The sequence below is a fragment of the Streptomyces sp. T39 genome (genome assembly GCF_008042045.1).
In the GTDB taxonomy this organism is placed as follows: domain Bacteria; phylum Actinomycetota; class Actinomycetes; order Streptomycetales; family Streptomycetaceae; genus Streptomyces.
Genome location: NZ_RDBP01000013.1, coordinates 80,433 through 103,151 on the forward strand (window position 1 = coordinate 80,433; position 22,719 = coordinate 103,151).

The window sequence follows — 22,719 nt, forward strand, 5'->3', positions numbered from 1 at the left end:
GGGCGAACCTGGAGGCGTGACCGCCGCCGGGCGGTCCGAAGGAGGCGGTGATGCCCCGCCATGTGACCGCCGGGGTCGACAGCTCCCCGGAGAGCCTCGCCGCGGCCCACTGGGCGGCGCGGGAGGCCGCGCTGCGCGACGCACGGCTGCTGCTGGTGCACGTCGAGGAGTGGCCGCTGCCGCTGGCGGTGGCCGCGCCCACGATCGACCGGGACGACCACCGGCGCTGGGCGCACCGGCTGCTGGACGCGGCGGCGGCCGAACTGCGCGAACACCATCCCGGGACCGACATCGCGACCCGGCTGCTGTCGGGGCGCCCGCCCGCCGCGCTGGCGATCGAGGCCGCCGGGTCCGAACTGATGGTCCTCGGCTCCCGCGGCCTCGGCACCGTGGCGGGCGCGCTGATGGGGTCGGTCGGATCGGCCGTCGTCGGCGCCACCGAGGTGCCCGTGGTGGTGGTCCGGGCGGGTGACGGCGGCACGCCGGACCGGGAGGTGGTGGCCGGGGTGGACCTGCACACCGGCACCGACGACGTGCTCGCCTTCGCCTTCGCGGCGGCCGGACGGCGGGACTGCGCGCTGCGGGTGGTGCACGCGGTGCGGGTGCCGCTGTTCCACGCGCACTCGGCCGCCTACCGGGAGCAGGCCGAGGCGGAGGCGGCCGCCGTCCTCACGGCGGCCCTGGAGCCGTGGCGGCGGCGCTTCCCTTCGGTGAGCGTCACGGAACGGGCGGTGCCGGGGGCCGCCGCCCAGGTCCTGGTGGAGGAATCGGCCGGCGCCCTGCTGGTGGTGGTCGGCCGGCGGATCCGGCACGCGCCCCTGGTCCCGCACATCGGGCACGTCACGCACGCGGCGATGCACCATTGCAGGGCGCCGGCCGATTCCTCCACCAGGACCTGGGCGGCGGCCCCCGGCACCGCCCGTTCCGTGACGCTCACCGAAGGGAAGCGCCGCCGCCACGGCTCCAGGGCCGCCGTGAGGACGGCGGCCGCCTCCGCCTCGGCCTGCTCCCGGTAGGCGGCCGAGTGCGCGTGGAACAGCGGCACCCGCACCGCGTGCACCACCACCGGTCGCCCGGATCACCGCACAGCGAGTACTGCCGGGTGCGGCCCGAGGGCAGCACCAGGCCGAGGTGGGCCCCGGGCTGCCAGCGGGGGAGCGGATCCCGGACTGCCGCCCGACCTGTACGGCCGCGACCGCGGCGACCGGCTGATGCGTTTCCTCGCCGCGTTCTCCGACCGCTACCTGCCGCTGGTCACCGGTGCCGACCGCCGCGGWCGGCACCGGCCCGCGCCGCGCCCCGCCTCCCTCCCCCTCGTGGTCGCCTCCCGCGAGGACGCGGCCGACGGCGTCGTGGCGCTGCGGCTGACGGCACCGGACGGAGCTCCGCTCCCCCGCTGGCAGCCCGGGGCCCACCTCGGCCTGGTGCTGCCCTCGGGCCGCACCCGGCAGTACTCGCTGTGCGGTGATCCGGGCGACCGGTACGGCTACCGCATCGCCGTCCGCCGTACCGGCGGCCCCGGCGGCGGCTCCGACGAGGTGCACGACGCGCTGCCCGCCGGAACCCGGGTGCGGGTCAAGGGGCCGCGCAACGCCTTCCCGTTCGCCGCCGAGCCGTCGGTGCTGTTCGTCGCGGGCGGCATCGGCATCACCCCGGTCCTGCCCATGGCCCGCGAGGCGGCCCGGCGCGGCCTCGACTGGCACCTCGTGCACACCGGCCGCTCCCGCGCCTCCATGCCGTTCGCCGACGAGCTGCGCCGGCTGGCGGGCGCGGACGGCCGGGTGGAGATCCTGCCGGACGACGAGCACGGCATCCCCGACGGCGGCGCCCTGCTCCGGCGGGCCGCGGGCCGCGCCGTGTACTGCTGCGGTCCCGGCCCGATGCTCGACGCGGTGCGCGCCGCCTTCGGCGAAAGCGGTGCGGGATCGCTCCACACCGAACGCTTCACCGCCGCGCCCGTCAGGGACGGCAGGCCGTTCGAGGTCGCCCTGCGCCGCGGCGGCGAGGTGCTCGCCGTACCGGCGGACAGGTCCGTCCTCGACGTGCTGCTGGAGCGCGACCCGGCGACGCCCTACTCCTGCCGGCAGGGCTTCTGCGGCGTCTGCACCGTGCGGGTGACCGCCGGGCAGGTCGAGCACCGCGACGGGAGGCTCACCGAGCACGAGAGGGCCCAGGGCCGGATGCGGGTGTGCGTCTCGCGCGCTCCCGAGGGCGCCCGCCTCGAACTGGACCTCTAGACCGCCTCGTCCGGATCCCGCCTGCGAAGCGCACCCGCCCCCGCCGTTCCCTCCCCGACCGAAGGCCCGACCATGAGCACCCACGCACCCGCCCGCGGGACACGCTCCGCGCGCGTCCCCTCCTTCCCCTACGACGACACCGATCTCAGCCGCTTCCGCGAACTCCAGCAGCTCGCCTACGCCTGCGCCCAGCGGGTCGGCGACTGGCTGGAGCCCGGCGTGACCGAACGCCGGGCGGCGGCCCGGCTGCGCCGGGAACTGGTCGCCGAGGGCGTCCAGGACTTCTTCCACATACCGTTCGCCTGGTTCGGCGACCGGACGGCGTTCCGGCACTTCCGGACCCCTCTGCAGTTCTTCGCCGGCAGCCGTACCCTGGCCGAGGGCATGCCGTACGTGCTCGACTGCGCGCCGGTGGTCGACGGCTACACCGCCGACATCGGATACGCCGGCAAGGTCGGCGACAACCCGGTCTGGGACCGGATCGCCCTCGACCTGCGCGAGTACCGCGAACTGATCGTCCGTGAGATGCGGGCCCGCCGGACACTGGCCGAGGTCTACGCCGCGGTGGACGCCCTGATCGACCGCCACGGGTACGACAACCGCCACCGGGTCTATCCCGGCCGGGTCATCGGCCACCAGGTCACCCGCACGACCACCCGGGGGCCGGCGGGCGTGAGCGTCCTCGGCTTCGGCGTGCGCACCCTCCAGACACTCGGACGGGAGCTCGTCGGCGAACGCCTGCACGGGCGCTCCCCTCTGTGGGCGGGCGGCCGCTCCTCCCGGCACGCGCCCACGCCGGGCCTGTGGGCCGTCGAACCGCACATCGGCTTCCGCGACGTCGGCCTGAAGTTCGAGGAGCTGCTGGTCGTCACCGAGGACGACGCCTACTGGCTCGACGACGATCTGCCGCACGTGCGCCGGTGGCAGTCGGCGGCCGCCCGATGACCGCCGCCACGCCGGCACCGCGCCGGCGCGAGGTCACCGGTGCCGGGGTCCGGCTCGCGGTGTGGGAGCAGGGCGACCCCGGGCGGCCCACCGTGCTGCTGGTGCACGGCTACCCGGACACCCACCGTGTGTGGGACGACGTCGCGGCGGTCCTCGCCGCGGACCACCACGTCGTCCGCTACGACGTGCGCGGCGCCGGCGCCTCCGGCCGTCCGTCACGCCGACGCGACTACCGGCTGGAGCTGCTGGCCGACGACCTGTTCGCGGTCGCGGACGCGGTCAGCCCCGGCCGTGCCGTGCACCTGGTCGCACACGACTGGGGTTCCATCCAGTCCTGGGAGGCGGTCACCCGGCCCGGCGCCGACACCCGGATCGCCACGTACACGTCGATCTCGGGCCCCTGCCTCGACCACGTCGGGCACTGGATCCGCCGGCGGATGGCGCACCCCACACCGCGTCACATCGGCCAGTTGCTGAACCAGCTGGCCCACTCCTGGTACATCGGCGCGTTCCATCTGCCGGTGGTGGCGCCGGCCGCCTGGCGGCACGGGCTCGCCGGGCGCTGGGACACGGTGCTGCGGGTCGCCGAGGGCGTCACGCCCCGCCCGGGGCACCCGCAGCCGACGCTGGCCGAGGACGCCGTCCACGGCATCCACCTCTACCGCGCCAACATGCTGCCCCGGCTGCTGCGTCCGCGGCGGCGGCCGACCCGCGTCCCCGTGCAGATCCTCGGACTCCGGCAGGACCACTACGTCGGCGCCGCGCTCGCCGAGGACCTCGGACGCTGGGTTCCGGACCTGCGGCAGCACACGCTCGACGCCACCCACTGGTCGGCGCTTCTGGAGAAAGGACCCGTCGTGGCCCGTATGGTCGGAGAATTCGTCGCACACCGCGAGGGCCGCGTGCTCCCGGCAGCGTCCCCCGCCGGTGAACAGGGCGGCCGTCAGGGCCGGTTCGCGGGCAGACTCGCCGTCGTCACCGGGGCGGGCAGCGGGATCGGGCGGGCCACCGCGCTCGCCTTCGCCGAGCAGGGCGCCGATCTCGCCCTGTGCGACCTCGACCTCGAAGCCGCCGAGCGGACCGCCGTACTGGCCGGCCTGCTGGGGGCGACCGCGCACGCCTGGCGGGTCGACGTCTCCGACGGCCCGGCGGTCGACGCCTTCGCCGCCGAGGTCGCGGCCCGGCAGGGGGTGCCGGACATCGTGGTGAACAACGCGGGCATCGGCCACTCCGGCACGTTCCTCGAGACCACGGAGAAGGAGTGGCAGCGCGTCCTCGACGTGAACCTCTGGGGCGTCATCCACGGCTGCCGCGCCTTCGGCGCCCTGATGACGGAACGGGGCCGGGGCGGCCACATCGTCAACCTCGCCTCGGCGGCGGCCTATCTGCCCTCCAAGGTGCTGGCCGCGTACGCGACCAGCAAGGCCGCGGTCCTGATGCTGTCGGACTGCCTGCGCGCCGAGATGGCCGCGCACGGGATCGGGGTCACCGCGATCTGCCCCGGGGTGGTGAACACCGCCATCACGCGGACGACCACGTTCTCGGGTCTCGACGGCGAACGGCTGGCGGCACGGCAGAAGCGGGTGTCGAAGATGTACGCGCGGCGCAACTACCCGCCGGAGAAGGTCGCCGGCCATATCCTGCGCGCCGTCGCGGACCGGCGCGCCGTCGTCCCGGTGACGTTCGAGGCCCGGGCGGCACGGGTGCTCAGCCGCCTCGCCCCCGGCGTGCTGCGGGCCGCGGCACGGCTGGACGTCGGCCGCTGAGACCGCGCCGCCCGCCGCCCCTCCCCCGCACGGAGCAGCGGCCCGCGGGTCCACGGCCGCGCCCCGTGACGGGGCGCGGCCGAGCGGGCAGGTGCGGCCCGCCGGACGTCCGGCGGCCGCCGGTCATCCGTGGGCAGTGCGAACGGGGGACCACGGGCGGGCGGCGGTCAGGTGCTTCCTGCGGTACGCCTCCCGGCGGGCGGCGTGCACGGCCCGCCGGGCAAGGCAGAGCGCCCCGGCCGGGACGTGGCACGTGGGGCACGGCTCCGCGTAGGCGCCGTGCCGGAACCTGGCGGCGGTCGTGTGCGCGGCGTCGTGCGCGGCGTCCCCGGCGGGGGACAGGAGGAGGGTCTGCATACTCGTCACCTGCCCCGCTTCCGCCGTTTCACCACCGCCAACGGACAGAACACGGGGTGCCGGCACGGTGCTCCGCCGGATCAGCGGTCGTCCGGGGCGGCGCGGGCCGGACCGAGGTCCGCCGGAAGACGGGCGATCGCCAGGGCAACGGCCTCCTCGGCGGTCCCGGCTTCGCCGATCACCCCCTCGTGGAGGAATCTCCGCACCTCGTAGGGCCGACCACCGTACGCGGGCGCCACGGCGACCTCGGCCCCGGACGACGGGCCGGTACCGGCGCTGAAGCCCAGCACCCAGTGGCTGGAGAACACGGACAGCCGCCGGAGCACCGGCTGCGCGTACGCCGCCTCGACGAGCAGCCCGAACGCGGGGAAACCGGTCTCACCGGCGGCGCGCTCCCGCAGCAGCCGCCACTGGAGGTCGACCACCGCCTCCGGACCGGTCTCGTGCGCCATCGCCTGCTCGTCCGACGACAGGAACGGGAAGAGTGCGTGCAGGTCGCCGAGACTCCTGCCCTCGCCCCAGGCCACGGCCGCCGCGACGACGTCCCCGAGGTCGGTCGTCGAGCCCCGGACGAGTTCGACTCCCCGGCTCCACCCACCCACCGTGAACAGGCGCCGGTCCGCCGCCAGACGCAGGACGAGCGGCCGGCGCGGCGGCACCGCGGGCGGGTCGACCGCCGCGAGAGACGTCTGGCCGTCGGCGACCACCACCCGCACGGCGGTCGCCATTCCGGCCGCCGTGCGCTCCACGGCGGCGGCCACGCCGCCCGCGGCGACGAGATCGGGATACAGGTCGGGATTCACCTGAGCAGTGTGCCGTGCCGGAGCCGGATGGTGAACGCGGTGTCGTCAACCCGGGTCCGGCCCGTGCCCGGGGCGCGCGGTCCGGGCGCCGCGGCATGCGGCGACGGTGACGGAGTGCCGGTCCTCCTCTGCGGCTTCCTCCGGTGGCCGGCCGACACGGCCCTCGCCGGGCGCACCCGGCTCCGGACCGCCGGGTACCGGGCACCCGGCCTCGCCGGCACGTTCGCCCCCGCCGCCGTCCTCGCCGGCGTCGGCCGCTGAGCGGAGCCGGGGCCGCACCGGCCGCCTGGCGTCAGGTCAGGGTGCCCGCCGCCACCGCGCCGTCGACGACGGTGGCCACCACGTCGATCGCGGCGATGCGCGAGACGTCGACGTGCCGGGGATCGTCGCCGAGGACGACGAGGTCGGCGCGCTTGCCGGGGGCGAGGCTGCCGGCGCTGTCCTCCCAGTGGCAGGCGTACGCGCCCCCGACCGTGCAGGCGCGCAGGGCCTCCTCGACCGTGACCGCCTCGTCGGGGCCCACCGGCGTGCCCGACGACGAGGCCCGCTCGACCATGAACTGCACGGCCCGCAGCGGGGCTCCGTCCGTGACGGGCCGGTCGGAGCTGCTCACCAGGGTGATCCCGTGGTCGAGGAAGGCGCGGCCCCGGTACAGCCAGGGCGCTCGGCGCGCGCCCATGACGGCGGCGTAGTCGTCGCCGAAGGAGTACAGGAAGGCGGGCTGGACCACCGCGGTCACCCCGAGCGCGGCGAAGCGGGGCAGCTGGTCGGGGCGGACCAGGCCCGCGTGTTCGATGCGGTGACGCGCACCGGGACGCGGCAGGGCGCGCTGGGCGCGTTCCAGCGCGTCGAGCGCGAGGTCGACAGCCCGGTCGCCGATCGCGTGGACGGCGAGCTGCCATCCGGCGAGGTGCCCGGCGAGGACGGTCCGCGCGATGCGCTCGGGGTCGTCCTGGAACTCGCCCGTCGCCCCCGTGCCCGTGTAGGGCTCCGTGAGAGCGGCGGTACGGGCCATCATCCCGCCGTCGGTGTAGATCTTCAGCGCGCCGACCGACAGCCAGTCGTCGCCGAAGCCGGTGCGCAGGCCGAGTCCGAGGGCGTGGGTCATGCCGTCGGCCTCGTGCGCGGCCACCGGCAGCAGGGTGTCGCCCGCGGCCATCAGCTGGACGCGCAGGGGCAGCCGGCCCTGGTCGCGCAGGAGTTGGTACGCGCCGAGCTCGACGGGGCTGTGCCCGAGCAGGCCGCCGCCGATGCCCGCCTCGGCGACCGCGGTGACGCCTTCGGCGAGGCATGTCCTGGCCGCGCGTTCGACGGCGTCCGCCAGTTCGTCCTGTGCGTAGGGCAGCCGCAGCCTGCGGGCCGCGGTCATGGCGCTCTCGGCGAGGAAGCCGTCGGACGGCGGGGCGCCGGCGGGGAGCAGGGCGAGGACGGCGCTGCTGACGACGCAGGCGTGCCCGGAGTCGTGCATCAGGAACACCTTGCGTCCGCCTGCCGCGGCGTCCAGTTCGGCCGCTGTCAGATGCCGGCCGAGCGCCCGCTGGTCGTACCCGGCCACGTCCACCCAGGCGTGCGGCGGCAGCCCTTCGGCGGCGCGGGCGACGACGGCCAGCACGTCCTCGGCCCGCTCGCAGGGTGCGACGCTCGGGGTGGTTTCCTTCAACCCGGTCCAGGCCATGTGCACATGGCTGTCGATGAAGCCCGGGAGGACGGTGGCGCCCCGGAGGTCGATCACCTCCCGTGCGGGCAGCGCGGTGACCGCGTCGTCCAGACCCACGATCCGGCCGCGCCAGATGCCGATGTCATGAGCGGTGGGGTGGCCGGGATCCATCGTGAGGATACGGGCGTTGGTCAGCCTCGTGTCGAGCACGGGCGCTCCTCTCCGGGAACCACACGGCCTCGTCGGCGGTCGGACGGCACCCCGCGACCGGGGCGAGCCTACGGGATGTCCCGCAGGCGCGGCAGACGGCCGCCGGGTGCGCAGGGCCCGCGGGCCGAGGGCCCTCCGCGGCCGGCGGGCGGCGAACAACGCTGCTGCTCGGCGGTGTGATTGGAGTAACCTGGGCCGACCGGCCGCCGCTCTCTGGAGGTAACGCATGCCCGGGGAAGGACGCGCCGTCCTGCGCACCGCGATCGCGGGCCAGCGACGGCGGGTCGTGACGGCGTCGCTGCTCGGCATGGGGCACCAGGCGTGCGAGGTGCTGGTGCCCGTCGTCATCGGCCTGGTGATCGACGAGGCGGTCGCCACCGGGGACTCGGCCGTCCTGCTGCGGTGGCTGCTGGTCCTCGGCGTCCTCTTCCTCGCCCTCTCCACCTGCTACCGGACCTCGGCCCGGATCACCGACGCGGCGGGCGAACACGCCGCGCACCGCCTGCGCGGCGAGCTGGGCGATCGGGTGCTCGACCCGCGGGGCGGGGCCGACACCGGGCGGCTGCCGGGCGCGCTGACCGCGCTGGCCACCGGGGACGCCGCCCGGGTGGGCGCCGTCACGGCGGCCGTGCCGTACGCGGCCGCCGCACTGGCCGGGCTCGCCGTCAGCGCGGTCGCGCTGCTGCGGATCTCGGTTCCGCTCGGCCTGCTGATCCTGCTCGGCGTCCCGCCCCTGCTGTGGGCGGGGCACCGGATCAGCCGGCCGCTCGAACGCCGCAGCGAGGTCGAGCAGGAACGCGCCGCGCACGCCTCGGGGGTGGCCGCCGACCTCGTCGCCGGGCTGCGGGTCCTCAAGGGCATAGGCGCGGAGGCCGCCGCGGTGGCCCGCTACCGGCACACGAGCCGGGAGTCGCTGGCGGCCGCGCTGCGGTCCGCCGTGAGCCGCGCCTGGCACGACGGGGCGATCCTCGTCCTGACGGGCATGTTCATCGCCGCGATCGGGCTGGTGGGCGCGCATCTGGCGATGCGCGACCTGATCAGCGTGGGCGAACTGGTCGCCGCCGTCGGCCTCGCCCAGTTCCTGCTGGGCCCGTTCCAGCTTCTGACCTACGTCAGCGGCGAGTTCGCCCAGGGCCGCGCGTCCGCCGACCGGATCGCCGAGGTGCTGGCCTCGCCTCCCGCGGTGACCGGCGCGGCGGCGCCGGGCGCGGAGGCGGCCGGGGCGGGGACGGCCCCGGGGGCGGCAGCGGCGCGGCTCGAACTGCGCGGCGTCGTCCACGGCACGCTGCGGGGCGTGGACCTCGACGCCGGCCCCGGTGAGCTGGTCGGCCTGGTCGCCCGGGATCCGGCGACGGCGGCCGACCTGCTGCGCTGCCTGGGCCGCGAACTCGACCCGGACGCCGGGGAGATCCGCGTCGGCGGTCTGCCGCTGACCGGGCTGGACCCCGACACCGTCCGCCGGACGATCCTGGTCGCGCACCACGACGCGGACCTGTTCGAGAGCAGCCTGCTGGACAACGTGCGGGCCGGGACCGGGCAGGACGACACGGCGCTCGGACCGGCCCTCGAGGCCGCCGCCGCGGACGATGTGGCACGGACGCTGCCGCGGGGTGGGCAGACGCTGCTCACCGAGCGGGGACGGTCGCTCTCCGGCGGACAGCGGCAGCGGGTGGCGCTGGCACGGGCGCTCGCCGCCGATCCCCCGGTGCTGGTGCTCCACGACCCGACGACCGCCGTCGACGCCGTCACCGAGGCGCGGATCGCGGCCCGCCTGCGGGATCTGCGCCACGGCCGCACCACGCTCCTGGTGACCACCAGCCCCGCGCTGCTCGCCGTCACGGACCGGGTCGTGGTGCTCGACGGCGGCACCGTGTCCGCCCGGGGCAGCCACGCCGACCTCGTCGCCGGCGACGCCGCGTACCGGGCGGCGGTGCTGGCATGACCCGGACCCCCTCGTCCCGGGCACGGTCCGCCCCGGCCGGGCACCCTCGCCCCTCCCACGGCGGCACCCACGGGAACGCGCCCGCCGCGGACACCCTCGCGCCGAACGGACCGGGCAGGCCACGGCACGGCGGGGCCGCGCCGGAGGCCACGGCACACAACAGACCGGGCACCCCGCGGCACCGCAGGCCCGCCGAACGCGCCACCGCGCCGAACGGACCGGGCAGGCCACGGCAGGGCGGGGCCGCGCCGGAGGCCACGGCGCACAACAGACCGGTCAAGCCGCAACACCGCAGGCCCGCCGAAGGCGCCACCGCGCCGAACGGACCGGGCACCCCGCGGCAGGGCGGGGCCGCGCCGGAGGCCACGGCGCACAACAGACCGGGCACCCCGCGGCACCGCAGGCCCGCCGAAGGCGCCACCGCGCCGCCCGGACCGGGCACCCCGCCCCACGGCGCGCCCGCCCCGGGCGCATCGGAGCCCCGCATACCCACCGGAGCGGGCCGCGCGGCCCCCACCGAGACGGAGGAGCAAGAATGAGCGGGGAGGCGCCGCAGGAGAACGGGTCAGGGCGCGAGCTGCTGCCCACCGCGACGGCCCGTCAGACGCTCGCGGCGCTCAAGGCGCTGCTGCGCGGGCACCGGCTGCTCGCCGCGTCGGCGGCGGCCGTCCTGGTCGCCGGCACGGCGGTCGGGCTGCTGACCGCGCCGCTGCTCGGCCGCGTCGTGGACCTCGTCGTGGAGCGGCGCGGCACCGCTGCGCTGACGGTGCCGATGGTCCTGCTGCTGGCCGTCGCCGTCGCGCGCGGCGCCCTCACCGCGGTCGGCAACGCGCTCGTCGCCCGGCTCGGCGAGACGGTCCTCGCCGGACTGCGCGAGACGTTCGTGGCCCGGGCCCTGCACCTGCCGCTCGAACGGGTCGAGCACGCCGGATCCGGCGATCTCACCTCACGGGTGACCGGCGACGTGACGATCACGACCAAGGCGGTGCGCCAGGCGCTGCCGGAGTTCAGCGGCGCGCTGCTCACCATCGTGCTGACCACGGCCGCACTCGCCGTCCTGGACTGGCGTTTCCTGCTCGCCGTGCTCCCCGTGGTGCCGGTCCACGTGCTGACCGTGCGCTGGTACATCCCGCGCGCCGGACGCGTGTACGCGGCGCACCGGGTGGCGGCCGGGGCCCTGCAGCACCAGTTGCTGGACAGCATCGGCGGCGTGCGGACCGTGCGCGCCTTCCGTCTGGGCGGCGCGCACGCCGATCTGCTCCGGGAGCGGTCCGAGGCGGCCGTCGGGCTGGCGCTGCGCGGCAGCCGGCTCGTCTCGGGCTTCTTCTCCCGGCTGAACGCGGCCGAGTTCGTCGGGCTGACGTCGGTGCTGGCCACCGGCTTCGTGCTGGTGCGCGACGACTCCGTGAGCATCGGCACGGCGACGGCGGCGGCGCTCTACTTCCACGGCCTCTTCAACCCGCTCAACGCCGCGCTCTTCCTGATCGACGAGGCCCAGTCCGCCGGCGCCTCGCTCGCCCGGCTCGTCGGGGTGTCGCAGCTGCCCGCCGAACGCGCCCCGGACGGGCGGGCCGTGCCGGTCGACGGCTCCGTCAAGGTCGGCGGGCTGAGCCACGCCTACACGCCGGGGCATCCGGTCCTGCACGAGGTGGACCTCGACGTGCGCAGCGGGGAGCGGGTCGCCCTGGTCGGTGCGAGCGGGGCCGGCAAGACCACGCTGGCGAAGCTGATCGCCGGCGTCCACCAGCCGTCGGGCGGCGTGATCGTGCTGGGCGGTGTCGACACGCGGGAACTGGGGCCGGCCGGCGTGCGGCGCGCCGTGACGCTGATCAGCCAGGAGGTGCATGTCTTCGCGGGTCCGCTCGCGGACGACCTGCGGCTGGCGCGGCCGGAGGCGTCCGATGCGCAGGTGCGGGCCGCGCTCGGCCGGGTCGGGGCGCTGGAGTGGGCCGAGGCGCTGCCGGAGGGTACGGCGACCGTCGTCGGCGAGGGCGGTCACCGGCTGACCGTGACGCAGGCCCAGCAGCTGGCCCTGGCCCGTCTGGTCCTCGCCGGTCTCCCGGTCGCGATCCTGGACGAGGCGACGGCCGATGCCGGCAGCGCGGGCGCCCGCGTGCTGGAGAGCGCGGCGCGCAACGCGCTGGAGGGCCGTACGGGACTGCTCGTCGCCCACCGCCTTCCGCAGGCGGCCACGGCGGACAGGATCGTCGTCCTCGACGAGGGCCGGGTCGTGGAGACGGGGACGCACGCGGAACTCCTCGCGGCGGGCGGACGTTACGCGGCCCTGTGGGAGGCGTGGTCGGCGGGCCGCGGCACCACGGACTCCGCCGGGTCGTGAGCGCGCCGGTCCGCGGCGGGAGGCCGGGTCAGTAGTAGCGGCTCATGAGCCGGGTGCTCCAGGCCGGCTGGGTGACGGCCCCGTCCGGTGTGAACTCGGCCATGTACGGCTTGACGTCGAGCACCGGGGAACCGGAGAGCGCGTCCAGGCCCGCCACGTGCAGGTCCAGCCCGTCGACGGAGAGCAGCCGGCACCGGGAGACACCGAGGCGGTTGGGCCGGTACGGCCCGCGGTGGGCGAAGACGCCCACGGGCGCCGCCTCCGGCTGGCCGCGCGGCGGGATCGGGCCGGTGCGCACGGCTCCGGGGTCGATCCGGTCGAAGAGGAAGACGACCTCCAGGTGGGAGAAGTGCTCCAGGCCGAGTACGGGCGACTCCGCGCGGAGGGCGCCGTCCAGGCGGATCACCGCCGTGACCTCGCCCCAGCCGTCCTCGACGGCCTCGGTGCGGCCGCCGACCACGTGTCCGACCGGGGTGAGGGCCACGGGCTCCGCGTTCACGCCGCGACCCCCCGCGGGCCGGGAGCACGAGGGGTGGTGGGCGGCAGGGTCGTCATGGACGTCTCCCGGGGCGTCGTCGGATCGGGGTCACGAGGCGACGTTACCCGCGCGCCGGGGTGAACGCCCGCTCCGCGGAACGGTGTTCACCCCGGCGCGGTGCGACCCGACCGCGCCCTCAGGACATGCGGGCGATCAGGCTCGCGGGGCGCAGGTCCGTCCAGTGGGTCTCCACGTAGGACAGGCACGCCTCGCGGGTGTCCTCACCGAACACGGTGCGCCAGCCGGGCGGGACCTCGGCGAAGGCGGGCCACAGCGAGTGCTGGTTCTCCTCGTTGACGAGGACGAGGAACCTGCCCCGAGGGTCCTCGAACGGGTTGGAGGTGCTGGTGGTCATGCGTCGTCACTCCTGGGGGATCGCGGTGATGGACAGCTGGGAGAGCGGTCGTCCGGGGGCGTCCACGGCGCGCCGCAGCAGCGCCCGGAATTCGCCGGCGAGCCGGGGGGCGTCGGGCGGTCCGTGGAGTTCGCAGTGGACGGGGCCGGCGCCGCGCGGCTCGTGGAAGCCGAGGACCAGTTCCGCCTTGGGCGGTCCCGTCGGCACGGCGTGGAACGTGCCCGCGCCGCCCTCCAGTTCGGCCAGGTCGGCCTGCTCGTGGTGGATCAGCATGACCTGCGGTCCCTCGGCGGGCAGGCCGGTCGCGCGGACGACGTCGTCGAAGGGCACGTCCTGGTGGTCCAGGGCGCCGAGGGTGGTCTCGCGCACGCGTTCCAGCAACTGGGCGAAGGAGGGGTCGCCGTCGGTGTCGGTGCGCAGGACCACGGTGCCGAGGAAGCAGCCGACCAGGTCGCCCAGCCGCTCGTCGGTGCGGCCGGCGACCATGGTGCCGATCGGCAGGTCGGTGCCCGCGCCGTGTGCGGTGAGCAGGGCCGACAGGGCGGCGTGCAGGACCATGAACATGCTGGTTCCGGTGCGGTGCGCGAGGCGGTCGACGGCCGCGTGCAGCTCCTCGTCGAGGACGAAGGCGTACGGGCCGCCGTGGCCCCCGGACGGGAGGGGGCCGGTCGGCAGGCCGATGCGCTCGGGCACGTCCCGCAGGGTCTCCTGCCACCAGGCGAGCTGACGGGCGCCCGTGCCGGCCGGGTCGTCCGGGTCGCCGAGGAGCTCGTGGGCCCACACGGTGTAGTCGGCGTAGGTCACCGGCAGTGGTTCCCAGGCGGGCGGGGCGCCCTGGGCCCTGGCCGTGTACGCGGTGGTGAGGTCACGGAAGAGCGGCACGACCGACCATTCGTCCACCGCGAGGTGGTGCGCCGTCAGCAGCAGGGACTGCCCGCCGTCGGGTCCGGTGAGCAGCCGGGCCGCGAAGGGGGCCTCCCGGGCCGGGTCCGGGGTCCCGGCGGCGAGTTCGCGGATGCGGGCGCCGGGGTCGGGGCAGCTCTCGCGTGCCAGGGCGGGCGGTGCCGCGGGGTGCTGCCGGAGCACGCCGGAGGCGTCGGGGGCGACGGCGGTGCGCAGGGGCTCGTGGCGGGCGACGACGTCCGCCACCGCCGCGGCGAGCGCCTCGGCGTCGAACCCGCCGTCGGGCGCGCGCAGCACCAGGGCGTGGTCGTGGGACCGGTGCCGCCGCCAGGACTCCCACTGCCGTCGCTGTGCGGGGGCCGCGGGCAGGGCGGTGCCCGGCGGGCGGCGGTCGCCGGCGGCGCTCAGTGCGGGCCGGGCGGTGGCCGCCGTGTCGAGCGCGGCGGCGATCCGGGCCACGGTGGGGGCGTCGAAGACGTCCCGGACGGCGAGTTCGGCGCCGAACTCGGTGCGGATCCGGGCGAGCAGCCGCATCACGGCCATCGAATGGCCGCCGAGGGCGAAGAAGTTGTCGTGGACGCCGACGTCCGGCAGCCGCAGGATCTCGCCGAAGAGCGCGGCGAGCCGCCGTTCGGTCGCGGTGGCCGGACGGTCGGCGCCGGTGAGGGCGGCCCAGTCGGGTGCGGGCAGGGCCCTGCGGTCCAGCTTGCCGTTGGGCGTCAGCGGCAGCGGGCCGTCCAGGGCGACGACCAGCGCCGGCACCATGTACTCGGGCAGCAGGCGCGCCGCGTGGTCGCGCAGCGCCTGTCCGTCGGCGGCCGTGCCGCCGGCGCCGCTCCCGCTTCCTGCGGCCGTGTAGGCGACGAGGCGGACGATGTCGCCGTCGCGTTCGGGCACGACGGCGGCCTGGGCGACGGCCGGGTGGGTCGCGAGCGCGGCCTCGATCTCGCCGAGTTCGATGCGGAAACCCCGGATCTTCACCTGACTGTCCACGCGTCCGAGGAAGTCCAGGTTGCCGTCCGTGCGCCAGCGGGCCCTGTCCCCGGTGCGGTACATCCGGCGGCCGGGCGGCCCGTACGGGTCCGCGACGAACCGCTCGGCGGTCAGGGCGGTTCTGCCGAGGTAGCCGTGGGCGAGGCCGCGTCCGGCGACGTAGAGCTCGCCGACGACACCGGGCGGGACGGGCCGCAGGCGCTCGTCCAGCACGTAGCAGACGGTGTTGGGGTCGGGACGGCCGATGGGGACCCGCCCCGCGGGCCGCTCCCCGGCGTCGCGGGCCCTCCAGAGCGTGGAGTTGACGGTGGCCTCGGTGAGTCCGTAGGCGCAGATCAGGTCCGCGGACCCGAAGCGGGTGAAGAGGTCCGGCGGCACGGTCTCGGTGCCGACGAGGACGGTGGAACCGGCGGGCAGTTCGCAGTCCGCGGGAAGGGCGGAGAGCAGGGAGGGCGGCAGGATCATGTGGGTGACGCGCTGGGCGGCGAGGAAGTCGGTGAGGGCGGGACCGGCGACGCGGGCCTCGTCCGGGACGAGGACGAGACTGCCGCCGTGGCACAGGGCCATCGCCAGTTCGAAGACGAACACGTCGAAGCCGACGGAGGCGAACTGCAGCACCCGGCTGTCGCGGCGCAGGCCCATGCGGTCGACGGCCGTGGCGACCAGGCTGGCGATGCCCTCGTGCGGTACGGCCACGCCCTTGGGCCGGCCGGTGGACCCGGAGGTGTAGATGACGTAGGCGGTCCGGTCGAGTGCGGGCGGCGGCGTGCCGAGGGGGTCTGCGGGCAGGTCGCCGAGCGCGGACGCCGTCGCGGGCGCGTCGAGGAGGACGACGGGGGCGCCGCCGGCGGCGGGGATCTTGCCGGCGACCTGCTCGGTGGCGACGACGAGGGCCGCCCCGCTGTCCCCGATCATGTAGGCGAGCCGGTCGGCCGGGTGCACCAGGTCCAGCGGCAGGAACGCGGCGCCGAGCTTGAGCACGGCGACGACGGTCGCGATCATGTCGGCGGACCGGGGGACGGCCACCCCCACGATGTCCTCCGGGCCCACGCCGTGGCCGGCGAGCAGGCGGGCGATGCGGTTCGAGCGGGCGTCGAGGTCCGCGTAGTCGAGCCGCCCCGACCGCTCGACGACGGCGACGGCACCGGGGCGCTCCTCGGTCCGGCGGGCGAGGAGGGCGGGCAGGGAGAGCTCGTCGACCTCGCGGGCGGTGGCGTTGAACTCCTCCAGGACGAGGCGCCGTTCGCCGGGCGCGAGGATCCCGGCCCGGGAGAGGGGCTGCCCGGGCTCGGCGGCGACCGCGGTGACCAGGCGGCCGAGCCGGTCGCCGAGCCGTTCGGCGGTGTCCCGGTCGAAGAGCTCGGTCGCGTACTCCAGCCGGCAGCTCAGGGAACCGGGGCCGTCCTGGCCGGCGGTGTGTTCGGTGAAGCTGAAGACGAGGTCGAACTTGGCGGACCGGATGCGGAACGGCACGTCCTCGGCGGTGAGGCCCGGCAGGTCGAGTGCGCCGCCGGTGCGGGTGTGGTGGCCGACCATCACCTGGAAGAGCGGGTTGCGGGCGAGCGAGCGGGTCGGGTTGAGCGTCTCGACGACGGACTCGAAGGGCACGTCCGCGTGCGAGAACGCTTCGAGGTCGGCGTCGCGGACACGGGCCAGCAGGTCGGCGAAGGAGGGATCTCCGGAGAGGTCGGTGCGCAGCACCAGGGTGTTGACGAAGAAGCCGACGAGGTCGTCGAGCGCCTCGTCGCCGCGTCCGGCGATCGGCGCGCCGAGCGGGATGTCGGTGCCCGCGCCGAGCCGGTGCAGGAGGGCTGCGACCACGGCATGGGTGACCATGAACATGCTGGCGCCGGTCTCGCGGGCCAGTCGCCGCAGGCCCCGGAGCGCCTCCTCGCCGAAGGGCACGTCGAGTTCGGCGCCGGTGAACGCGGGCCGGGCCGGGCGGGGCCGGTCGGTGGGGAGTTCGATCTCCTCCGGGGCGCCGTCGAGTGCGGTGCGCCAGTACGCCAGCTGCCGGGCGGCGCGGCTCGCCGGGTCGGCCGGGTCGCCGAGCAGGCGCCGCTGCCACAGGGCGTAGTCGGCGTACTGCACGGGCAGCGGCCGCCACGACGGGGCCCGGCCCGTGGCGCGGGCGGCGTAGGCGGTGGCGAGGTCGCGCAGGAAGGGCCGGTCCGACCACTCGTCGGTGGTGATGTGGTGCAGCAGCAGGATCACCACATGGTCGTCGGGCGCGAGCTCCGCGACCGTGACCCGCAGGGGCAGTTCGGACCGCAGGTCGAAGGGCCGGCCGACGGCGGCGTCGACGAGCGCGTCGAGGTCGCGCCCGGTGGCGTGGACGCGGTCGACGACGGGCCGGGCCCCGGCCGCGGGCAGCACCCGCTGGCAGGCCCGGCCGTCGCGCTCCGCGAAGACGGTGCGCAGCGCCTCGTGGCGGGCGGTCACGTCGGCCAGGGCGGCGGTGAGGGCGTCCGTGTCCAGCGGGCCCCGCAGCCGCACGGCGAGGGGGAAGTTGTAGGCGGCGGAGGTGCACTCGATCTGCTGGACGACCCACAGGCGCTGCTGGGCGTGCGACAGGGGCAGTTCGGCGGGCCGCTCGGCGGGGACGAGGGCGGGGCGGGCCGGGTCGCCCGGGGAGACGCGCCGGGCGAGCGCGGCGACGGTGGGCGCCTCGAACAGGTCCCGGATCGCCAGGTCGGCGCCGAGGAGGGTACGGGCGCGGCCGATGAGACGGGTGGCGAGCAGGGAGTGCCCGCCGAGGTCGAAGAAGTCCGCGTCGGTGCCGACGCTGCCCTCGGGGAGGGACAGGACGTCGGCGAAGAGGGCGCAGAGCACCTCCTCGCGGGGGGTGCGCGGCGCACGTCCCGTGCCCGCCTCGGCGAACTCGGGTGCGGGCAGGGCCTTCACGTCGAGTTTGCCGTTGACGGTCAGCGGCAGGGTGGGGGCCGGGACGAGGGCGGCGGGAACCATGTAGTCGGGAAGGGCCGCCTTCAGGTGGCCGCGCACGGCGCCGATCAGGGCCGTGGTGTCGGCGGCGGGGTCCTCGGGGACGACGTAGCCGACCAGCCGGCGGGTCCCGGCGGCCGAGTCCACGACGACGGCGGCGTGGGCGACGCCGGGGTGGGCGGCGAGGGCGGTGGAGATCTCGCCCAGTTCGACGCGGTACCCGCGGATCTTGACCTGGTCGTCGGTGCGGCCGAGGAAGTCGATCCGGCCGTCGGGCCGTTGCCTGACCAGGTCGCCCGTGCGGTACATCCGCTCACCGGGCTCCCCGAACGGGTCCGCCACGAAGCGCTCGGCGGTCAGCCCCGGCCGGTCGTGGTACCCGCGGGCGAGGCCGGTTCCGGCGATGTACAGCTCCCCGGGGCAGCCGGCGGGGACGGGGCGGAGCATGGGGTCGAGGACGTGCGCGCGGGTGTTGCGGATGGGGACGCCGACCGTCGGCGTGGCACTGTCCGCGGTGGACCCGCCGAGGGTGTTGATCGTGTACTCGGTCGGGCCGTACAGGTTGTAGCCGTACGTGCCGGGGGTGTCGCGCAGCCTGCTCCACACCGTGTCGGAGACGGCCTCGCCGCCCAGCAGGACGAGGGCGGGCCGGTGCCCGCCGGGAGCCCCCGCCCGCCGCCCGTCCCGATCGAGGAGGCCCTCCTCGATCAGCAGCTGGGCATAGGTCGGCGTGACGTTGACGACGTCCACCCGGTGCCGGTCGCAGTAGGCGACCAGTGCGGCGGCGTCGCGGCGCAGTTCCTCGTCGCAGATGTGCACCTCGTGGCCCTCGACCAGCCAGAGCAGTTCCTCCCACGACATGTCGAAGGCGAAGGAGACGGTGTGGGCGATGCGCAGCCGGCGGCCGCCGGCCGAGGCGATGGCCGGGTCGAAGATCTCCTTCTGGTGGTTGAGCTGCATGTTGGTCAGGCCCCGGTAGGGGGTGACGACGCCCTTGGGCCGGCCGGTCGAGCCGGAGGTGTAGATGATGTACGCGGGGTGCTCCAGCCGGTCCGGCACACCGGCGGCGAACGCGGGCCGCTCGGCGTCGGCGAGCGGCCCGTCCGGCAGTGCGTCGAGGGCGGCGGTGACGGCGGTGTCGTCGAGGGGGATCTCGGGGGCGAGCGGACCCGCGGCACCCCGCAGACCCGGGGCGACGGCCGCCGTCGTCAGCAGGCACAGGGGCCCGGTGTCCTCGATCATCAGGCGGAGCCGGTCGGCGGGGTGGTCGAGGTCGAGCGGCAGGTAGGCGGCGCCCGTGCGCAGCACCGCGAAGAGGGCGACGACGGTCTCGACGGAGCGCGGCAGGGCGAGGGCGACGGCCTTCTCGGGGCCCGCTCCGCGGGCGAGCAGCAGCCGGGCCAGTCGGTTGATCCGGGAGTCCAGTTCGGCGTAGGTGAGGGTCTGCCCGCCGAAGACGAGTGCGGGTTCTCCCGGTGTGCGGGCGGCCTGGGCGGCGAGCATGTCGGCGACGGTCTCGTCGGGGACGGGGGCGCGGCTGTCCGACCGCTGGGCGGTGAGCGCGCGGCGTTCGCCGGGCAGCAGCAGGTCCAGCGAGCCGACCCGGACGGCCGGGTCCGCGGTCAGCCGGTCCACCAGCGCAATGAACCGGTCGAGCGCGGCACGGGCGGCCCCGTCGGCGACCAGGTCGGGCCGGTACTCCAGTTTGACGCGGATCACGTCGGCCGGGTCGACGATCAGGGTCATCGGGTAGTGGGTGGCGTCCACGCTGCCGACCCCGGTGATGCCGTGACGTCCGGTCAGCTCCCGGAAGGCCCGGTCGTCGGCGAAGTTCTGCAGCACGTAGAGGGTGTCGAAGAGCGTGGGGTGGCCGCCGGCGCGCTGGAGTTCGGCGAGGCCGAGGTACTCGTGGTCCATCAGCGCGGCCCGATCGCCGTGCAGGCGGCGCAGGAGCGCGCCGACCGTCTCGGCGGGGTCGAGGACGACCCGCTGGGGGACGGTGTTGAGGAACATGCCGATGGCGGTGCCGGCGCCGGGGACGTCGTGCGGCCGTCCGGCGACGGTGACGCCGAACACGACGTCGCCGCGCCCCACGGTCGCGGAGAGCACGAGCGCCCAGGCGGCCGACAGCACCGCGTTGGCCGTCACCCCGAGCTCGCGCGCCCGGGCGCGCAGCCGGTCGCCGAGCTCGGTGGGGAGCGCGCTCCCGCACCGGTGCGGGATGGTGGGCTCGCCCCCGGGGTCGCGGGCCACCAGCGTGGGTTCGGCGAGCCCGGCGAGGGCCTCGCCCCATGCCTGGCGGGCGGTGCCCGGATCGCGGCGGGCCAGCCAGCTCAGGTAGTCCCGGTAGCTGCCGGGGACGGGCAGGGCCGAGTCGTCGCCGCCGGCGGCGTACAGCTCCAGCAGCTCGGCCAGGAACAGGGACTGGGACCAGCCGTCCCAGGCCACCAGGTGGTGGCGGAGCATCAGCCGGTCGGTGCCGGGCGTGAGGCGGATCAGGGTGAGGCGGAACAGCGGCGGCGCGGTGAGGTCGAACCGTTCGACGCGTGCGCCGTCGGCGAGTTCGGCGAGCCGGCTCCGCCGTGCCGCGTCGTCGAGACCGGTCAGGTCCACCTCCGTCAGCGGCACGGGCACGGCATCGGCGGCGCACACGAACTGCACCGGGCGGGGCAGCCCGTCGGCGGTGATGCCGGTGCGCAGCCCGGCGTGCCGGCGCAGCAGCGCCGCGACGGCCGCGCGCAGCCGCCCGGCGTCGAGGCGGTGGCCGAAGTCGAAGGTGTCCAGGGCCGTGTAGACGTCCAGGGCGGAGCTGTCGTAGCTGGCGTGGAAGTGGATGCCCTCCTGGAGCGGGGAGAGCGGCCACACGGCGGTCACCGGGTAGGGGCTCAGCCGGACGACGGCTGCCACCTCCTCGGCGCCGAGGCCGCTCAGTTCCGTGTCGGGGACGGCGGAGGAGGCCCCCGGGGCGGCGTCCGGCCCGTCGGCAGCGGCGTCAGGGGCGGCTGCAACGGCGTCCGGGACGGCGGCGGGCAGGCGCGGGCCGGGGCCCGCGACGGTGCGGGGGTCGCCGGCGCCCTCGGCGGTGCCGGGGGCTCCGGGCAGCAGGGCGCCGGGACGCACCGCGCGCGCGGCGGCGGCGGAGTCCGCGCTGCGGGCGGCGAGTTCGCCGAGTGCCGCGGTCCAGCCGTCGGCCAGGCGCCGTACGTCGTCCTCGGTGAGCGGGCCGTCCGCGGTCCATGTCCAGGTCGCGCGCAGGACGGGCCCCTCGGGGGTGTCGGCGCACAGGGCGTTGACCTGGAGGGCGTAGGGCGCGGCCAGTCCCGCGTCCGGCTCCACGGACAGGGCGTCCGCCTCCGGCGCCGGTGACCAGTCCCGGCCGGTGCCCGCGCCGAGACGGCCGAAGTAGTGGAACAGCACCTGGGCGTCGGACAGCCCGGCGAACACGGGGGCCAGCTGCGGGTTGAGGTGACGGAGCATGCCGTATCCGGCGCCCGAGTCCGGAGCCGAGCGGACGGCGTCCCGGACGCCGTCGAGGGCGGCGAGCGGGTCGGCGGCGGCGGGCAGGCGCACCGGGTGGAGGCCGGTCAGCCAGCCCACGGTGCGGGTCAGGTCGGCGTCCGTGCCGTCGCGGCCGTGGCGTTCGACGTCGACGAGCAGGTCGCCGTCCGCGCCGGGACGCCCGCGGGACACCGCCACGCGCAGCGCGGCGAGCAGCACCTCGGTGACATCGGCCCCGGTCGCGGCGGGCACCGTGGTGAGCAGCGCGCGGGTCGTCCCGGCGGGCAGCCGGACGCCGAGCTCGCGGCAGGCGCCGGCGGTTCCGGTGCGGGCGGCGCCCGCCACGAGATCGGCGCCGGGCGCCAGGGTGGCGGCCCAGTGCGGGAGTTCGGACTGGCGCCGTGCCGAGGTCGCGGCCTCGGCGACCTGCCGGGCGTGCCGCCGCAGCGAGGTGGGCACCGGCGGGAGGGCGGGCCGTTCGCCGGCGGCGACGGCCGTCCAGGCGGTGGCGAGGTCCTCCAGCAGCACACGCCAGGACACCCCGTCGACGACCAGGTGGTGGACCACGAGCAGCAGCCTCCCGGGCCGGTCCGGGCCCGCGTCGCACCACACGGCCTGGAGCATGGTGCCGGCGTCGGGGTCGAGCCGGCCGGCCGCCGCGTCGGACTCCTCGGCGATCAGGGCGCGCAGCGCCGCGTCGTCGAGGCCGCGCACATCGGCGCGGCGCAGCAGTGCGGCCGCGTCGACGTCCGCGGCGGGCCGGGTGTGCGAGGACCAGAGGGCGGGGACGGCGGGACCCAGGTCCATGCGGGTGAGCACCAGGCGGAGGCCGTCGTGGTGGTCGAGCACGGCCTGGAGGACGGCGGCGAGGGAGCCGGTGCCGGCCGCGGCGGGCGTCTGGAGCAGCATCGAGAGGTTGAACCGGCCGATCGGGCCGCCGTCCTCGCGGAGCCGGTGGACGATCGGCAGCAGCGGCACGTCGCCGATGCCGTCGCCGTCCCCTGCGGGCACGGGCGGAGCGGGCTCGCCGCCGGTGTCCCCGACGACGGCGGCCAGCGCGGCGGGCGTGCGGTGCGCGAACACGTCGCGGGGGCTGAGGGGCAGTCCGGCCGCCCGGGCCCGGCCGGAGAGGGTCATGGCCATGATGCTGTCGCCGCCGAGCATGAAGAAGTCCATGTCCGGGTCGACCTCGTCGACGCCGAGGACGTCGGCGAACACCTCGCAGATCCGGCGC

13 protein-coding genes are annotated in these 22,719 nt (G+C 76.3%); 7 read left to right on the forward strand and 6 right to left on the reverse strand.

What is annotated here, in order from left to right:
• Positions 1-50 precede the first annotated feature (50 nt).
• The 4 genes from EAO77_RS17785 to EAO77_RS17805 all read left to right on the forward strand — a co-directional run bounded on the left by EAO77_RS17785 (position 51) and on the right by EAO77_RS17805 (position 4,948).
• A complete protein-coding gene (locus tag EAO77_RS17785) occupies positions 51-1,016 on the forward strand; it encodes a universal stress protein (protein ID WP_147989258.1) in 966 nt (321 codons plus the stop codon).
• 195 nt (positions 1,017-1,211) lie between these two features.
• On the forward strand, positions 1,212-2,237 hold the full coding sequence (locus tag EAO77_RS17795; protein ID WP_147989259.1) for a PDR/VanB family oxidoreductase: 1,026 nt from the start codon (positions 1,212-1,214) through the stop codon (positions 2,235-2,237).
• Positions 2,238-2,309: 72 nt separating this feature from the next.
• On the forward strand, positions 2,310-3,182 hold the full coding sequence (locus EAO77_RS17800) for a M24 family metallopeptidase (RefSeq protein ID WP_147989260.1): 873 nt from the start codon (positions 2,310-2,312) through the stop codon (positions 3,180-3,182).
• Entirely contained in the window at positions 3,179-4,948 is a 1,770-nt protein-coding gene (locus tag EAO77_RS17805) for an SDR family oxidoreductase (protein ID WP_147989261.1), read from the forward strand. Before EAO77_RS17800 ends, EAO77_RS17805 begins: the two co-directional genes overlap by 4 nt.
• 123 nt (positions 4,949-5,071) lie before the next feature.
• Here the strand turns inward: EAO77_RS17805 and EAO77_RS17810 are convergent, their stop codons facing one another.
• Positions 5,072-5,305 (reverse strand): hypothetical protein, encoded by a 234-nt coding sequence (locus EAO77_RS17810; protein WP_147989262.1) that lies wholly within the window; start codon positions 5,303-5,305, stop codon positions 5,072-5,074.
• Positions 5,306-5,385: 80 nt separating this feature from the next.
• On the reverse strand, positions 5,386-6,108 hold the full coding sequence (locus tag EAO77_RS17815) for a DUF6193 family natural product biosynthesis protein (protein ID WP_147989263.1): 723 nt from the start codon (positions 6,106-6,108) through the stop codon (positions 5,386-5,388).
• A gap of 114 nt (positions 6,109-6,222) precedes the next feature.
• Between EAO77_RS17815 and EAO77_RS38655 the strand changes: the two genes are divergently transcribed.
• Positions 6,223-6,369 carry a hypothetical protein gene (locus EAO77_RS38655; protein ID WP_187283287.1) on the forward strand — a complete coding sequence of 49 codons (147 nt, stop codon included), beginning with the start codon at positions 6,223-6,225 and terminating at the stop codon, positions 6,367-6,369.
• Between the two features lie 31 nt (positions 6,370-6,400).
• Here EAO77_RS38655 and EAO77_RS17820 read toward each other — a convergent pair whose 3' ends face one another.
• Positions 6,401-7,975 (reverse strand): amidohydrolase, encoded by a 1,575-nt coding sequence (locus EAO77_RS17820; protein ID WP_147989264.1) that lies wholly within the window; start codon positions 7,973-7,975, stop codon positions 6,401-6,403.
• Positions 7,976-8,201: 226 nt separating this feature from the next.
• Here EAO77_RS17820 and EAO77_RS17825 point away from each other — a divergent pair, with 226 nt between their 5' ends.
• A complete protein-coding gene (locus tag EAO77_RS17825) occupies positions 8,202-9,917 on the forward strand; it encodes an ABC transporter ATP-binding protein (RefSeq protein WP_222723671.1) in 1,716 nt (571 codons plus the stop codon).
• Between the two features lie 535 nt (positions 9,918-10,452).
• Positions 10,453-12,255, forward strand: a complete 1,803-nt coding sequence (locus tag EAO77_RS17830; RefSeq protein ID WP_147989265.1) for an ABC transporter ATP-binding protein — start codon at positions 10,453-10,455, stop codon at positions 12,253-12,255.
• Positions 12,256-12,283: 28 nt separating this feature from the next.
• Here the strand turns inward: EAO77_RS17830 and EAO77_RS17835 are convergent, their stop codons facing one another.
• The 3 genes from EAO77_RS17835 to EAO77_RS17845 all read right to left on the reverse strand — a co-directional run bounded on the left by EAO77_RS17835 (position 12,284) and on the right by EAO77_RS17845 (position 22,712).
• A complete protein-coding gene (locus tag EAO77_RS17835) occupies positions 12,284-12,754 on the reverse strand; it encodes an SAM-dependent methyltransferase (RefSeq protein WP_147989266.1) in 471 nt (156 codons plus the stop codon).
• Between the two features lie 175 nt (positions 12,755-12,929).
• Positions 12,930-13,148 carry an MbtH family protein gene (locus EAO77_RS17840; protein ID WP_147989267.1) on the reverse strand — a complete coding sequence of 73 codons (219 nt, stop codon included), beginning with the start codon at positions 13,146-13,148 and terminating at the stop codon, positions 12,930-12,932.
• Between the two features lie 6 nt (positions 13,149-13,154).
• A complete protein-coding gene (locus EAO77_RS17845; RefSeq protein WP_261994010.1) occupies positions 13,155-22,712 on the reverse strand; it encodes a non-ribosomal peptide synthetase in 9,558 nt (3,185 codons plus the stop codon).
• Positions 22,713-22,719: the final 7 nt, after the last annotated feature.

Bases quoted from the DNA above. Each gene is read 5' to 3' on its own strand.
- EAO77_RS17825 (WP_222723671.1), top strand. From the start codon at position 8,202: ATGCCCGGGGAAGGACGCGCCGTCCTGCGCACCGCGATCGCGGGCCAG.
- EAO77_RS17830 (WP_147989265.1), top strand. From the start codon at position 10,453: ATGAGCGGGGAGGCGCCGCAGGAGAACGGGTCAGGGCGCGAGCTGCTG.
- EAO77_RS17785 (WP_147989258.1), top strand. From the start codon at position 51: ATGCCCCGCCATGTGACCGCCGGGGTCGACAGCTCCCCGGAGAGCCTC.
- EAO77_RS17840 (WP_147989267.1), bottom strand. From the start codon at position 13,148: ATGACCACCAGCACCTCCAACCCGTTCGAGGACCCTCGGGGCAGGTTC.
- EAO77_RS17800 (WP_147989260.1), top strand. From the start codon at position 2,310: ATGAGCACCCACGCACCCGCCCGCGGGACACGCTCCGCGCGCGTCCCC.
- EAO77_RS17805 (WP_147989261.1), top strand. From the start codon at position 3,179: ATGACCGCCGCCACGCCGGCACCGCGCCGGCGCGAGGTCACCGGTGCC.
- EAO77_RS17810 (WP_147989262.1), bottom strand. From the start codon at position 5,305: ATGCAGACCCTCCTCCTGTCCCCCGCCGGGGACGCCGCGCACGACGCC.